Below are 13,274 nucleotides of genomic sequence, written 5' to 3' on the forward strand. Positions count from 1 at the left end.
AGAGACCTGACTAGTATTTTTAGATAAAAAGATGGTTCATCTAAAAATACGTCGCACTCTTTCTCGAAAAAAGAAAAGGAATAAATAAAATGACAAATAAAAATGCTTACGCTCAATCGGGTGTGGATGTTGAAGCAGGTTATGAAGTTGTTGAACGTATCAAAAAACACGTTGCCCGTACAGAGCGTGCAGGTGTCATGGGAGCTCTCGGTGGCTTCGGTGGTATGTTCGACCTTTCAAAAACAGGTGTTAAAGAGCCTGTTTTGATCTCAGGTACAGATGGTGTCGGTACTAAACTCATGCTTGCTATTAAGTACGACAAACACGATACTATCGGTCAAGACTGTGTTGCTATGTGTGTTAACGATATCATCGCCGCAGGTGCTGAGCCCCTTTACTTCCTTGACTACGTAGCAACTGGTAAAAATGAACCAGCTAAATTGGAGCAGGTCGTTGCTGGTGTTGCTGAAGGTTGTGTGCAAGCTGGTGCAGCCCTTATTGGTGGTGAAACTGCTGAAATGCCTGGTATGTATGGTGAAGACGACTATGATTTGGCAGGTTTCGCGGTAGGTATCGCAGAAAAATCTCAAATCATCGACGGCTCAAAAGTAGCTGAAGGTGACGTGCTTCTTGGACTTGCTTCAAGCGGTATCCACTCCAACGGTTACTCACTCGTGCGTCGTGTATTTGCTAATTACACAGGGGAAGAAGTTCTCCCAGAGCTTGAAGGCAAAAAACTTAAAGACGTTCTTCTTGAACCAACTCGTATCTACGTCAAAGCAGCTTTGCCACTCATCAAAGAAGAATTGGTTAACGGTATTGCCCACATCACAGGTGGTGGTTTCATCGAAAATGTACCACGTATGTTCTCAGATGACTTGGCTGCTGAAATTGATGAAAGCAAAGTGCCAGTTCTTCCAATTTTTAAAGCCCTTGAAAAATATGGTGAAATCAAACATGAAGAAATGTTTGAAATCTTCAACATGGGTATTGGTCTCATGCTTGCGGTTAAACCAGAAAATGTTGAACGTGTCAAAGAACTTCTTGACGAACCTGTTTATGAAATTGGTCGTATTGTGAAGAAAGATGGCGCAAGTGTGGTGATAAAATAATGGTGAAATCACCATTTTATACGGAGAAATTGTAGAAAGGAGTGTTTAGTTAGCAAGCCTAACTGAACACGGGACTCATTTTCTAGGAAAAAAGAGAAATCATTGCTGGGTGCTTGCACACAAAATGATTTCCTATTTTTCTACGAAACTGTTCGGCTAGCCGAAACGTCCCTTTGTATCGAATATGAAGATTGCTGTTTTTGCCTCTGGCAACGGCTCAAACTTTCAGGTGATTGCGGAACAATTTCCAGTAGAATTTGTTTTTTCAGATCACCGTGATGCCTATGTCTTAGAACGTGCCAAGAATCTTGGTGTGACTAGCCATGCCTTTGAGCTCAAGGAATTTGACAATAAAACGGCTTATGAAGAAGCTATCGTCAAACTCTTGGATGAACACCAGATTGATTTGGTTTGCTTGGCGGGTTATATGAAAATCGTTGGCCCAACCTTGCTGGCAGCTTATGAAGGTCGTATCATAAATATCCACCCGGCTTATCTTCCTGAATTTCCAGGTGCTCATGGCATTGAGGATGCTTGGAATGCAGGTGTTGACCAGTCTGGTGTGACTATTCACTGGGTGGATTCTGGTGTTGATACCGGTAAGGTTATCAAACAAGTCCGTGTGCCACGCCTTGAAGGTGATACCCTTGATACTTTCGAAACTCGTATCCACGAAACAGAGTACAAGCTCTATCCAGAAGTCTTGGATAGTTTGGGAGTTGCACGAAAATAAGAAAGCCCTAGAGCTGAAAGATAATTTTTGACTGTAGCAGCTAAAGAACTTTTTTAAAAAAGGAAAAGAAAGAAAATGACTAAACGAGCACTTATTTCAGTCTCAGACAAAGCGGGCATTGTTGAATTTGCCCAAGAACTCAAGAAACTTGGTTGGGATATCATCTCAACAGGTGGGACCAAAGTTGCCCTTGATAATGCTGGGGTAGACACCATTGCCATCGATGATGTGACTGGTTTCCCAGAAATGATGGACGGTCGTGTGAAGACTCTCCACCCAAATATCCATGGTGGTCTCCTCGCTCGTCGTGACCTCGATAGCCACCTCCAAGCGGCTAAGGATAATAATATCGAACTTATCGACCTTGTTGTGGTAAACCTTTACCCATTCAAGGAAACCATCCTCAAACCAGACGTAACTTATGCTGATGCGGTTGAAAACATCGATATCGGTGGGCCATCTATGCTTCGTTCAGCAGCTAAAAACCACGCTAGCGTAACAGTTGTGGTAGACCCTGCTGACTATGCTGTTGTTCTTGACGAATTGTCAGCAAACGGCGAAACAAGTTACGAAACTCGTCAACGTTTGGCAGCAAAAGTATACCGTCACACAGCTTCATACGACGCTTTGATTGCGGAATACTTCACAGCTCAAGTGGGTGAAACAAAACCTGAAAAACTCACTTTGACCTATGACCTCAAGCAACCAATGCGTTACGGTGAAAACCCTCAACAAGACGCAGACTTCTACCAAAAAGGTTTGCCAACGGCTTACTCAATTGCTTCAGCTAAACAGCTTAACGGTAAAGAATTGTCTTTCAACAATATCCGTGACGCTGATGCCGCTATCCGTATCATCCGTGATTTCAAAGACCGTCCAACAGTTGTGGCTTTGAAACACATGAACCCATGTGGTATCGGTCAAGCTGACGACATCGAAACAGCTTGGGACTACGCTTATGAAGCTGACCCAGTATCAATCTTCGGTGGTATCGTAGTCCTCAACCGTGAAGTTGACGCTGCGACAGCTAAGAAAATGCACGGTGTCTTCCTTGAAATCATCATTGCACCAAGCTACACAGACGAAGCGCTTGAAATCTTGACAACTAAGAAGAAAAACTTGCGTATCCTTGAGTTGCCATTTGACGCTCAAGACGCTAGCGAAGTGGAAGCAGAATACACTGGTGTTGTTGGTGGTCTCCTCGTTCAAAACCAAGACGTTGTTAAAGAAAGTCCAGCTGACTGGCAAGTGGTTACTAAACGCCAACCAACAGAGACAGAAGCGACAGCTCTTGAGTTTGCTTGGAAAGCTATCAAGTATGTGAAATCAAATGGTATCATCGTAACTAATGACCACATGACACTTGGTGTTGGCCCAGGTCAAACCAACCGTGTGGCTTCAGTCCGTATCGCCATTGAGCAAGCTAAAGACCGCCTTGATGGTGCTGTTCTTGCTTCAGATGCCTTCTTCCCATTTGCAGATAACGTAGAAGAAATCGCCAAAGCAGGTATCAAAGCAATCATCCAACCAGGTGGATCAGTACGTGACCAAGAGTCAATCGAAGCTGCTGATAAACATGGTTTGACAATGATCTTTACAGGCGTTCGTCACTTCCGTCATTAAGAATTTACAAAGCATCCAAGAAATTGGATGTTTTTTAGATTCCTTAAGCTTCCTTTAAGCTCTCCAAGTTATACTAATACCATCCTAAATAACTTTTTTCATTTTCATAATCTCCCAAGAGGTGGTCCAAGTGGCTGCCTTTTTTGTGTCCAAATTTGGATACATACCCATATCTCCGAACAAATATGTTATAATGGTTATGTATAATTCGTGAAAATTGCTAATTTTTCCGAATGATTGTCGTTAACGGGCATTTGCCCCTAGTCTTATTTGATATTGAGGTATCTTTCAAATGAAACTTTTGGTTGTTGGTTCTGGTGGTCGTGAACATGCGATTGCCAAGAAATTATTGGAGTCTAAGGACGTTGAGCAAGTTTTCGTGGCTCCTGGTAATGACGGGATGACATTGGACGGTCTTGATTTGATCAATATCGGAATTTCCGAACATTCTAAGCTGATTGACTTCGCAAAAGCGAACGATATTGCTTGGACCTTTATCGGTCCAGATGATGCCCTTGCAGCTGGTATCGTGGATGATTTCAATGCGGCTGGACTCAAAGCCTTTGGTCCTACCAAGGCTGCGGCTGAGCTTGAGTGGTCTAAGGATTTTGCTAAGGAAATCATGGTCAAGTACGACGTTCCGACAGCAGCCTATGGCACATTTTCAGATTTCGAGGAAGCCAAGGCCTACATTGAGGAAAAAGGCGCTCCAATCGTCGTCAAGGCAGACGGCTTGGCCCTTGGGAAAGGTGTCGTCGTTGCTGAAACGGTTGAGCAAGCCGTCGAAGCTGCTCACGAGATGCTTTTGGACAATAAATTCGGTGATTCAGGTGCGCGTGTGGTCATCGAGGAATTCCTTGACGGGGAAGAGTTTTCTCTCTTTGCCTTTGTCAATGGGGAAAAGTTCTACATCATGCCAACGGCTCAGGACCACAAACGTGCTTATGATGGCGACAAGGGTCCTAACACTGGTGGGATGGGTGCCTATGCGCCAGTTCCTCACTTGCCACAGAGCGTGGTTGACACAGCGGTTGACACTATTGTCAAGCCAGTTCTTGAAGGTATGATCAAAGAAGGTCGTCCTTACACTGGTGTCCTTTACGCTGGACTTATCTTGACAGCTGATGGCCCTAAAGTCATCGAGTTCAACTCACGTTTTGGTGATCCTGAAACACAAATCATCTTGCCTCGTTTGACATCTGACTTTGCACAAAACATCACTGACATTTTGGAAGGTAAAGAGCCAGCCATCACTTGGACGGACAAGGGTGTGACACTTGGTGTGGTTGTAGCCTCAAACGGCTACCCACTCGCTTATGAGAAGGGTATCAAACTTCCAGCCAAGACAGAGGGTGACATCATCACTTACTATGCTGGTGCTAAATTCGCTGAAAATGGCCAAGACCTCCTCTCAAACGGAGGACGTGTCTACATGCTTGTCACAACAGCAGATACCGTCAAAGATGGCCAAAACATTATCTACAACGAACTCAGCAACCAAAACACAGAAGGCCTCTTCTATCGTACGGATATCGGTAGCAAGGCTAACAAATAAAACTCTTTGAAAATCTTCGATTGACTGTGTTAAAGCTCCTTGATGAACGTTAGTTCTATCTTCGTCGCTTTGCCTTGTCACTCTGTGATTTTCTTTGAGTTTTCGAATATCAATGCTATTTTAGGCGACGAAGTCGCCAATCCGATAATGGTCGCCGTGGTGAAAAGACCAGAACAGGATCTGTTCTGGTCGGGGGAAACTTTGAGACTTTAGGCTCAAAGTTTAGGAATGAAACCGAAGGTTTGCTTCCGTCCCCACCACCTAAGACCATTATCAAAAAAGAAAAAGGATATTAACTATGAAACCAGTAATTTCCATTATCATGGGCTCAAAATCTGACTGGGCAACCATGCAAAAAACCGCTGAAGTCCTCGACAACTTCGGTGTTGCTTACGAAAAGAAAGTTGTTTCCGCCCACCGTACACCGGACCTCATGTTCAAACATGCCGAAGAAGCACGTAGCCGTGGTATCAAGGTCATCATCGCTGGTGCAGGTGGCGCTGCTCACTTGCCAGGTATGGTCGCTGCTAAAACAACCCTTCCAGTCATCGGTGTTCCAGTCAAATCACGTGCTCTTAGCGGTGTGGATTCGCTTTATTCTATCGTTCAGATGCCAGGTGGTGTACCAGTCGCAACTATGGCTATCGGTGAAGCTGGTGCAACTAACGCTGCTCTCTTTGCCCTCCGTCTCCTCTCAGTAGATGACAAGGCCATTGCGGATGCGCTTGCTAACTTTGCTGAAGAACAAGGAAAAATCGCAGAGGAGTCTACAAATGAGCTCAACTAAAACCATTGGTATCATCGGTGGCGGTCAGCTCGGTCAGATGATGGCTATCTCAGCTATCTACATGGGCCACAAGGTTATCACCCTTGATCCTGCAGCAGATTGCCCATCTTCTCGTGTGTCTGAGGTTATCGTGGCACCCTACGATGACGTAGATGCCCTTTGTCAGTTGGCGGACCGCTGTGACGTTCTCACTTATGAGTTTGAAAATGTCGACGCTGACGGCCTTGATGCTGTTATCAAAGAAGGACAGCTCCCGCAAGGGACAGACCTGCTTCGCATCTCACAAAACCGTATTTTTGAGAAGGACTTTCTCTCAAACAAGGCTAAAGTAACAGTTGCCCCTTACAAGGTTGTAACATCTAGCCTTGATTTGGAAGATATTGACCTTTCTAAAAAATACGTCCTCAAGACTGCGACAGGTGGTTACGATGGCCACGGTCAAAAAGTCATCACGTCAGCTGACGATTTGGAAGAGGCAAATGCCCTTGCTAACTCAGCAGAGTGTGTCTTGGAAGAGTTCGTCAACTTCGACCTTGAAATTTCAGTCATCGTGTCTGGTAACGGCAAGGATGTGACAGTTTTCCCAGTTCAGGAAAATATCCACCGCAACAATATCCTCTCTAAAACCATCGTGCCTGCTCGCATTTCTGATAGTCTAGCTGAGAAAGCTAAAGCTATGGCTGTGAAGATTGCTGAACAACTTAACCTCTCTGGTACCCTCTGTGTGGAAATGTTTGCGACAGCTGATGACATCATCGTCAACGAAATCGCACCACGCCCACACAATTCTGGCCACTACTCAATCGAAGCTTGTGACTTTTCACAGTTTGACACACATATCTTGGGCGTTCTCGGAGCACCACTTCCAGCAATCCATCTCCATGCACCAGCTGTCATGCTCAACGTCCTCGGCCAACACGTCGAAGCAGCTGAGCGTTATGTCACAGAAAATCCAAGCGCCCACCTCCACATGTATGGTAAACTAGAAGCGAAGCACAATCGCAAAATGGGTCATGTGACTTTGTTTAGTAATGATCCAGACAATGTGGTTGAGTTCGGGAAAGGAATTGATTTTTAGGTGAAAATAGCAATCCTAGGACTCGGAGTCATTGGAACGACTTATGCCTATGCTTTTCAAAAAGCAGGTCATCAAGTAGAACATGTCCTTAGAGACAGTAAGCGGAACAATGCTCCCAAATCCCTCTCGGTTGATTTGCTAGATGGTCGCTATCATTCCAAAGGTGAGAACAAGCATGATACCTATGAGGTTCATGTGGCGAAAGCTGATTCGGAATATGATTTTATTTTTCTCAGTGTTCGTCATGGTTTTGTCAAAGAAGCCGTGGAAACCTTGCGAAAAAATAATATCAAAGGCACCCTCGTTTTCTTCTGCAATTTCTGGAATACACGAAAAGATGTCCAAGAGTGGGCAGGAGATTATGACTATATTCTGGCCTTTCCAACAGCTGGAGGTCACATGCAAGAGGACCATTTGGATGGTGTCTTGTTTGACCATTTAATGCTCGAAAGTGAGCAAAAAGCACACATTTCTAACTATTCTGATTTGACGACTTTGCTGAGTTCTGCAGATTTGAAGTGGGAAGTTCCTCATGATATGGTCGAGTGGATTTGGATTCACATGGCGATTAATGCGGGTGTTACTTCGACAGCTGCTCGTTCAGGAAATCTGGAAAATCCAGAAGAATTGGCTCTGAACTTGATGAATAGTTCTTCGGAATTGTCATTGGCTATCAAGGCCATTCGAGAGGCTTTGAAAGTTGTAGAAGCGCGTGGTGTGAATTTGAAACTTTACAAAGCCGAACTCTTGCCCTACAAAATTCCCGCTTGGATTGCAGGAAAAGCCATGAAAATCATGTTTGCGAAAAATGAGCTGACACGAAAAATCATGACCTTACACAATGATAAACAGGACATCTTCTATTGTTGTCAAAGTGTCTATCAGACCGGTCAGGAATTAGGTGTTGAAATGCCCATTCTTGAAGCAAATATGAAGGGAATTTCGATTTAGGAGATTATATGATTCAACTCATCGTCAACGCATTTGTTGAAAAAGATAAGACTGGCGCAGTCGTCGAAGTCTTGTATGCTAGTAGCAATCACGAAAAAGTGAAAGCTAAGTATGAAGAGTTGGAGTAGGAGATACAAAAATGGAAGAGTTAGCATTAAAAAAAGATATCAAAGAGCAGAAAGATAATAGTCTACTCGAGATTAAGCTTTTTCAGAATAAAAATAGGACATTTGAAAATGTTGAAAATTTTTTTGTTACAATCATTGACTCCTATAACGAAATAAAACAGAATATCGATCCTAGAGAAGTTTATGTTGTTAAATTTACTCAAGAACAACTAGATAAATTCAATAGGGGGGATATTAATTTTCAAAAAACAGCAGATATGAAGTCTTTGTTGCCAAACTTTGTATCAAAAGGAACTAATAATGATATTGTTTCAATGGCTAGACTTGAAAAAATCGTATTAGACAATCCAGAAGCTTTTAAAAATGTTGTGTCAAATGTAAATCGTTTGGTTGAAATTAAAAAAGTAGGTGACCTAGATTTATTATTGTCAGAAGTTAAACAGATTGCTGTAGATATTAAACAAGGTCAAAAAGATGATAGGCGTTCTAAAATATTAGGTGCAGAAAGGACAATAGAGCAAGCATTATTAATGGACGATGAAAATCCTCAGAAAGAGTATCTATTATTGAATGCGGTTAGTCAATTAAACGAGGGGCGAGAAGCTATTATAGAAGAATTTAAAGGTGTAGTGAGTAAGAATTTATCTATACCTCAAAATAAAGTTATTCTGTTTCTAAAATCAACTTTTGATGAGAAGTTTAATGATGATGTTTCAGATAGCTTTGTGGAACTAAACGACCAATTCTCATATATTGTTAAGGCAAGTGATTTGCTAGCAAAAATATATACAGTAACAGGAAATAATGGAATTATTGACACTGTTTATGAACCAATTAAGAACTTGATTGAAGATAACCATGAGTATGTATCAAAACTTGTAGAATTACAGGAAGTAAGCTCTGATGAAAAACGACGATTAAAATGGTGTATAGATCCAGCAGACTTTATTGGAAAAATTGGAGCAAAAGAGTTATCTGCCGATGATATTATTACTATTGAATTTACAGGTCAGGAATTATTAAAGGAGGTGAAAAATGGATAGAAAACAAATACATAAAATTGGAAAAAACTTGAATAAGCCCGTTACGTTTGTCAAGAAAAATACAAGAAATGTTTTGATAGGAGTTAGTGGAGTCGCATCATTAATTGCATTGTTTAAAAACAACAAAAAATAGAAGGACTAACATTCATAGAATTAAATAAACAAAAAAGAAAGGAACAAGGGTACTCGTATTCATTAAAATTGAATACGGGCTGCGGACTTTGTTAAAAAGATAGTTTTTCCTAGAAGCTGACGCTTCTTCGTCTAAACTCCTATTTTGACTGTGTCCGCTTAACGCCCTTAATATCTTAATTATGATCGAACGTTATTCACGCCCAGAAATGGCGAACATTTGGACTGAAGAAAATAAATACCGTGCTTGGCTTGAGGTGGAAATCTTGGCTGACGAAGCATGGGCTGAGTTGGGAGAAATCCCTAAGGAAGATGTGGCTTTGATTCGTGAAAAAGCGGACTTTGACATCGAACGTATTTTGGAAATCGAGCAGCAAACTCGTCACGATGTGGTTGCCTTCACACGTGCGGTTTCTGAGACTCTTGGTGAAGAACGTAAGTGGGTTCACTATGGTTTGACTTCTACTGACGTGGTAGATACTGCCTATGGTTACCTCTACAAACAAGCCAACGACATCATCCGCAAGGACCTTGAAAACTTCCTCAATATCATCGCTGACAAAGCGAAAGAACACAAGTTCACTATCATGATGGGTCGTACCCACGGTGTGCACGCTGAACCTACAACTTTTGGTCTTAAATTGGCAACTTGGTACAGCGAAATGAAACGTAACATCGAGCGTTTCGAGCACGCAGCTGCTGGTGTGGAAGCTGGTAAGATTTCTGGTGCGGTTGGTAACTTTGCCAACATCCCACCATTCGTTGAAAAATACGTCTGTGACAAATTAGGTATCCGTGCTCAAGAAATCTCTACACAGGTCCTTCCTCGTGATCTTCACGCTGAGTACTTTGCAGTTCTTGCGAGCATCGCAACATCTATCGAGCGTATGGCGACTGAAATCCGTGGTCTTCAAAAATCTGAACAACGTGAAGTGGAAGAATTCTTTGCCAAAGGTCAAAAAGGGTCTTCAGCAATGCCTCACAAACGTAACCCTATCGGTTCTGAAAACATGACAGGTCTTGCGCGTGTTATCCGTGGTCACATGGTAACAGCTTATGAAAACGTAGCCCTTTGGCATGAACGTGATATCTCTCACTCATCAGCTGAGCGTATCATCGCACCAGACACAACCATCTTGATTGACTACATGCTCAACCGTTTCGGAAACATCGTTAAGAACTTGACAGTCTTCCCAGAAAACATGATCCGCAACATGAACTCTACATTTGGTCTTATCTTCAGCCAACGTGCTATGCTTACTTTGATTGAAAAAGGCATGACACGTGAGCAAGCTTACGACCTCGTTCAACCTAAGACAGCCCAATCATGGGATAACCAAGTAGACTTTAAACCACTTCTTGAATCAGATCCAGAGGTAACATCTCGTCTCACTCAAGAAGAGATCGACGAAATCTTCAACCCAGTTTACTACACTAAACGTGTTGATGAAATCTTCGAACGCATCGGTTTGGGTGACTAATCTAAACAAAATAGCAGAAAGCAGGTTTGCCCTGCTTTTTTTGATGGTGACATTTATGTCACTAGTTTTGTTTCCTTTTCAGCCTTATAATAGGGTCATGGCAAGAAAACTATCAGAAAGGAGAAGTTAGTAATCTTAAAAGGACGACTTAACTATTTACCGGAACTTAGCCTCTTAATAGTAAGCATTGCTTATAATATCATCCGCATCATGAATAATCTAGGAAGTATTAAAGCCCCCTCTTGGTTTTTAGATATGGACATTCCTAGTGGTTCCTTACTATTACTTATTTTGCTTATTATTTTAAAAAGTGACAAAAGATAATAATCTCTTAATCTACTTTTAAGTTTATTAAGATGTATTATAACCATCCTAGTAAGGAACTAGCTTTTGTGAGCTAGAGGTAACATAATTTTTTCATAACTAATCTCCCCGAAGAAAGTCTAGAAATCTAGGCTTTTTTCTTCTTTTTTGAGGTTATATTAGAATATTTTAAGAAAATACTTGAAAACCCTTCCAAAACAAGGTAATATAGTTATATAAAGATTCTATTGGACAAGCGGTCACCTTGGAGGATTAGGAAGAAGAGGTTGGGAAGCCTGTACAATTGTATCTTTTCAGCGGTCTTTGGACTGTTGTGAAAATCCCTTAGGGGATTTTTTTCTGTGATTTAAGGTTTCTTTAAGGTAGAGAGGTTATACTTTAAGTCTCCTAAATAACTTTTACTGAACCTTGTTCAGTAAGTCTCGTTGGCTTACACTTTTTGTAGAACAACGAACTTTTCTTTTTCATAATCTCCAAAAGAGCTCAACACCATGTGTTGGGTTCTTTTTTTGGTCACTAAAAAAACGCCCTTAGGCGTTTTAAATATGGCTTACATCTCGTCTGGAGCTTCAACACCGAGAAGGCGAAGGGCTTCTTTGAGGACTGTTGCTGTTGCGTAGCAAAGAGCCAAACGGCTGTCACGTTCTGGGCTTTCGTCCAAGATACGTGTGTGCGCATAGTATTTGTTGAAGGCTTGGGCCAAGCTGATAGCAAATTTAGCAACGATAGATGGTTCAAAGTTATCTGATGCACGGTTGATGATACGTGGGAAGTCTTGGATGAGTTTGATGATTTCCCAGCTTTCAACGTCGTTTAGGCTGTATGTGGCATCTGCAGATGGCGTGAAGTCAGCCTTGCGCAAGATAGATTGGATACGAGCGTGAGCATACTGTACGTAAGGTCCAGTTTCCCCCTCGAAGGATACCATGGCATCAAGGTCGAAGTCATAACCATTCATGCGGTCTGTTTTAAGGTCGTAGAACTTGATAGCTCCGACACCAACAGCGTGGGCAACAGCTTCCTTGTTAGGCAAGTTTGGATTCTTAGCTTCGATTTGAGCTTGAGCACGGTTAACAGCTTCAGCGATAGTTGGCTCAAGTAAGATAACGTTACCCTTACGAGTTGACAATTTCTTACCGTTCTTAGTTACTAGACCAAAGGCAACGTGAGTCATGTCGTCAGACCAGTCGTAACCCATTTCTTTAAGAACAGCTTTCAACTGTTTGAAGTGGGCAGATTGTTCATTACCAACCACATAGATGGCTTTGGCAAAGTCGTAAGTACGTTTACGGTAGAGGGCAGCAGCCAAGTCACGTGTGATGTAGAGTGTCGCACCATCTGATTTTTTGATGAGGGCTGGGTGTTCGATACCGTATTTTTCAAGATTAACCACTTGGGCACCTTGAGATTCTTGGAGAAGTCCTTTTTCTGTCAAGATGTCAACGACTTCATCCATCTTATCATTGTAGAAGGCTTCACCGTTGTAGCTATCAAAAGAAACACCGAGTTCATCATAGAGACGGTTGAATTCCACCAAGCTTTCGTCACGGAACCATTGCCAGAGGGCAGTTGCTTCCTCGTCACCAGCTTCCAATTTACGGAACCATTCACGAGCTTCTTCGTCTACAGATGGGTCTTCTTCAGCTTCGGCATTGATGCGCACATAAAGTTGAAGGAGTTCATTGATAGGGTTGGCTTTGACAGCTTCCTCGCTACCCCATTTCTTATAGGCAACAATCAGCATACCAAACTGTTTACCCCAGTCACCCAAGTGGTTGATGCGGACTGGTTTGTAGCCTTGTTTAGCTACGATGTTGGCAAGAGCATCAGCGATAACCGTTGAACGCAAGTGACCGATAGAGAAAGGTTTAGCGATGTTAGGACTAGACATATCAAAGGCGATGTTACGTCCGTGACCGATGTTTTGGTCAGCGTAGTGGCTGCCTTGAGCGATGACTTGTCCAAGAACGTCCGCTGAGATTTTTGATTTATCAAGGAAAAAGTTGATGTAAGGACCAACAGCTTCAACCTTTTCAAAGTTTGAGGCATCGATTTTTTCAGCGATGTCTGCTGCAATCATTTGAGGAGCCTTACGCAAGACTTTAGCCAATGAGAAGGCAGGAAAGGCGAGGTCTCCCATGTCAGCATTTTTAGGGGTTTCAAGCAGATTTTGAATGTTTTCTTGTTCCAATTCAGGAACAACTTTGGCAATTTCTGCTGCAATGAGTTCTTTAGTATTCATAGGTACTCCATTTCAAATCTTGTCATTCATACCTATTTTACCATTATTTTAGTTAATAGGGTAGGGACAAGAAAGCATCTATTAG

At 42.3% G+C, this 13,274-nt stretch carries 11 protein-coding genes and 1 pseudogene; 11 read left to right on the forward strand and 1 reads right to left on the reverse strand.

Annotated elements, in window-relative coordinates; translation table 11 throughout:
- Nucleotides 1-89: 89 nt before the first annotated feature.
- The 11 genes and pseudogenes from purM (at nt 90) to purB (ending at nt 10,623) form a co-directional block, all read left to right on the forward strand.
- The gene (gene purM, locus NSQ79_RS00240; protein WP_002886298.1) at nt 90-1,112 is read left to right on the forward strand and encodes a phosphoribosylformylglycinamidine cyclo-ligase; all 1,023 of its coding nucleotides are present in this window, start codon (nt 90-92) and stop codon (nt 1,110-1,112) included.
- Between the two features lie 184 nt (nt 1,113-1,296).
- Nucleotides 1,297-1,845, forward strand: coding sequence for a phosphoribosylglycinamide formyltransferase (gene purN, locus NSQ79_RS00245; RefSeq protein WP_002886299.1), 549 nt, complete (start codon nt 1,297-1,299; stop codon nt 1,843-1,845).
- 75 nt (nt 1,846-1,920) lie between these two features.
- Nucleotides 1,921-3,468, forward strand: coding sequence for a bifunctional phosphoribosylaminoimidazolecarboxamide formyltransferase/IMP cyclohydrolase (gene purH, locus NSQ79_RS00250; protein WP_004181944.1), 1,548 nt, complete (start codon nt 1,921-1,923; stop codon nt 3,466-3,468).
- Between the two features lie 292 nt (nt 3,469-3,760).
- Nucleotides 3,761-5,023, forward strand: a complete 1,263-nt coding sequence (purD, locus tag NSQ79_RS00255; protein WP_014633731.1) for a phosphoribosylamine--glycine ligase — start codon at nt 3,761-3,763, stop codon at nt 5,021-5,023.
- Between the two features lie 298 nt (nt 5,024-5,321).
- Nucleotides 5,322-5,810 (forward strand): 5-(carboxyamino)imidazole ribonucleotide mutase, encoded by a 489-nt coding sequence (gene purE, locus NSQ79_RS00260; RefSeq protein ID WP_014633730.1) that lies wholly within the window; start codon nt 5,322-5,324, stop codon nt 5,808-5,810.
- Nucleotides 5,797-6,888, forward strand: a complete 1,092-nt coding sequence (gene purK, locus NSQ79_RS00265) for a 5-(carboxyamino)imidazole ribonucleotide synthase (RefSeq protein WP_049527589.1) — start codon at nt 5,797-5,799, stop codon at nt 6,886-6,888. The genes purE and purK overlap by 14 nt, the downstream gene beginning before the upstream one ends.
- Nucleotides 6,889-7,839, forward strand: coding sequence for a 2-dehydropantoate 2-reductase N-terminal domain-containing protein (locus tag NSQ79_RS00270; RefSeq protein WP_138261839.1), 951 nt, complete (start codon nt 6,889-6,891; stop codon nt 7,837-7,839).
- Between the two features lie 8 nt (nt 7,840-7,847).
- Nucleotides 7,848-7,961: pseudogene (locus tag NSQ79_RS00275) on the forward strand (phosphoribosylaminoimidazole carboxylase); the annotation flags it as partial.
- A 17-nt stretch (nt 7,962-7,978) separates the two neighbouring features.
- Nucleotides 7,979-9,010: a hypothetical protein gene (locus NSQ79_RS00280; RefSeq protein ID WP_339313681.1), complete on the forward strand. Its 1,032-nt coding sequence runs from the start codon at nt 7,979-7,981 to the stop codon at nt 9,008-9,010.
- A complete protein-coding gene (locus tag NSQ79_RS00285; RefSeq protein WP_164332331.1) occupies nt 9,003-9,143 on the forward strand; it encodes a hypothetical protein in 141 nt (46 codons plus the stop codon). Before NSQ79_RS00280 ends, NSQ79_RS00285 begins: the two co-directional genes overlap by 8 nt.
- A gap of 181 nt (nt 9,144-9,324) precedes the next feature.
- Nucleotides 9,325-10,623, forward strand: a complete 1,299-nt coding sequence (purB, locus tag NSQ79_RS00290; protein ID WP_049527584.1) for an adenylosuccinate lyase — start codon at nt 9,325-9,327, stop codon at nt 10,621-10,623.
- 874 nt (nt 10,624-11,497) lie between these two features.
- Here the strand turns inward: purB and argS are convergent.
- Nucleotides 11,498-13,189, reverse strand: coding sequence for an arginine--tRNA ligase (argS, locus tag NSQ79_RS00295; protein ID WP_045772358.1), 1,692 nt, complete (start codon nt 13,187-13,189; stop codon nt 11,498-11,500).
- Nucleotides 13,190-13,274 lie beyond the last annotated feature (85 nt).

Origin of the sequence: Streptococcus sp. FSL W7-1342, assembly GCF_037966635.1 — a bacterium.
Classification (GTDB): domain Bacteria; phylum Bacillota; class Bacilli; order Lactobacillales; family Streptococcaceae; genus Streptococcus; species Streptococcus salivarius_D.

Bases quoted from the DNA above. Each gene is read 5' to 3' on its own strand.
- purD (WP_014633731.1), top strand. From the start codon at position 3,761: ATGAAACTTTTGGTTGTTGGTTCTGGTGGTCGTGAACATGCGATTGCC.
- NSQ79_RS00285 (WP_164332331.1), top strand. From the start codon at position 9,003: ATGGATAGAAAACAAATACATAAAATTGGAAAAAACTTGAATAAGCCC.
- purN (WP_002886299.1), top strand. From the start codon at position 1,297: ATGAAGATTGCTGTTTTTGCCTCTGGCAACGGCTCAAACTTTCAGGTG.
- purE (WP_014633730.1), top strand. From the start codon at position 5,322: ATGAAACCAGTAATTTCCATTATCATGGGCTCAAAATCTGACTGGGCA.
- argS (WP_045772358.1), bottom strand. From the start codon at position 13,189: ATGAATACTAAAGAACTCATTGCAGCAGAAATTGCCAAAGTTGTTCCT.
- purK (WP_049527589.1), top strand. From the start codon at position 5,797: ATGAGCTCAACTAAAACCATTGGTATCATCGGTGGCGGTCAGCTCGGT.
- NSQ79_RS00280 (WP_339313681.1), top strand. From the start codon at position 7,979: ATGGAAGAGTTAGCATTAAAAAAAGATATCAAAGAGCAGAAAGATAAT.
- purB (WP_049527584.1), top strand. From the start codon at position 9,325: ATGATCGAACGTTATTCACGCCCAGAAATGGCGAACATTTGGACTGAA.
- purM (WP_002886298.1), top strand. From the start codon at position 90: ATGACAAATAAAAATGCTTACGCTCAATCGGGTGTGGATGTTGAAGCA.
- purH (WP_004181944.1), top strand. From the start codon at position 1,921: ATGACTAAACGAGCACTTATTTCAGTCTCAGACAAAGCGGGCATTGTT.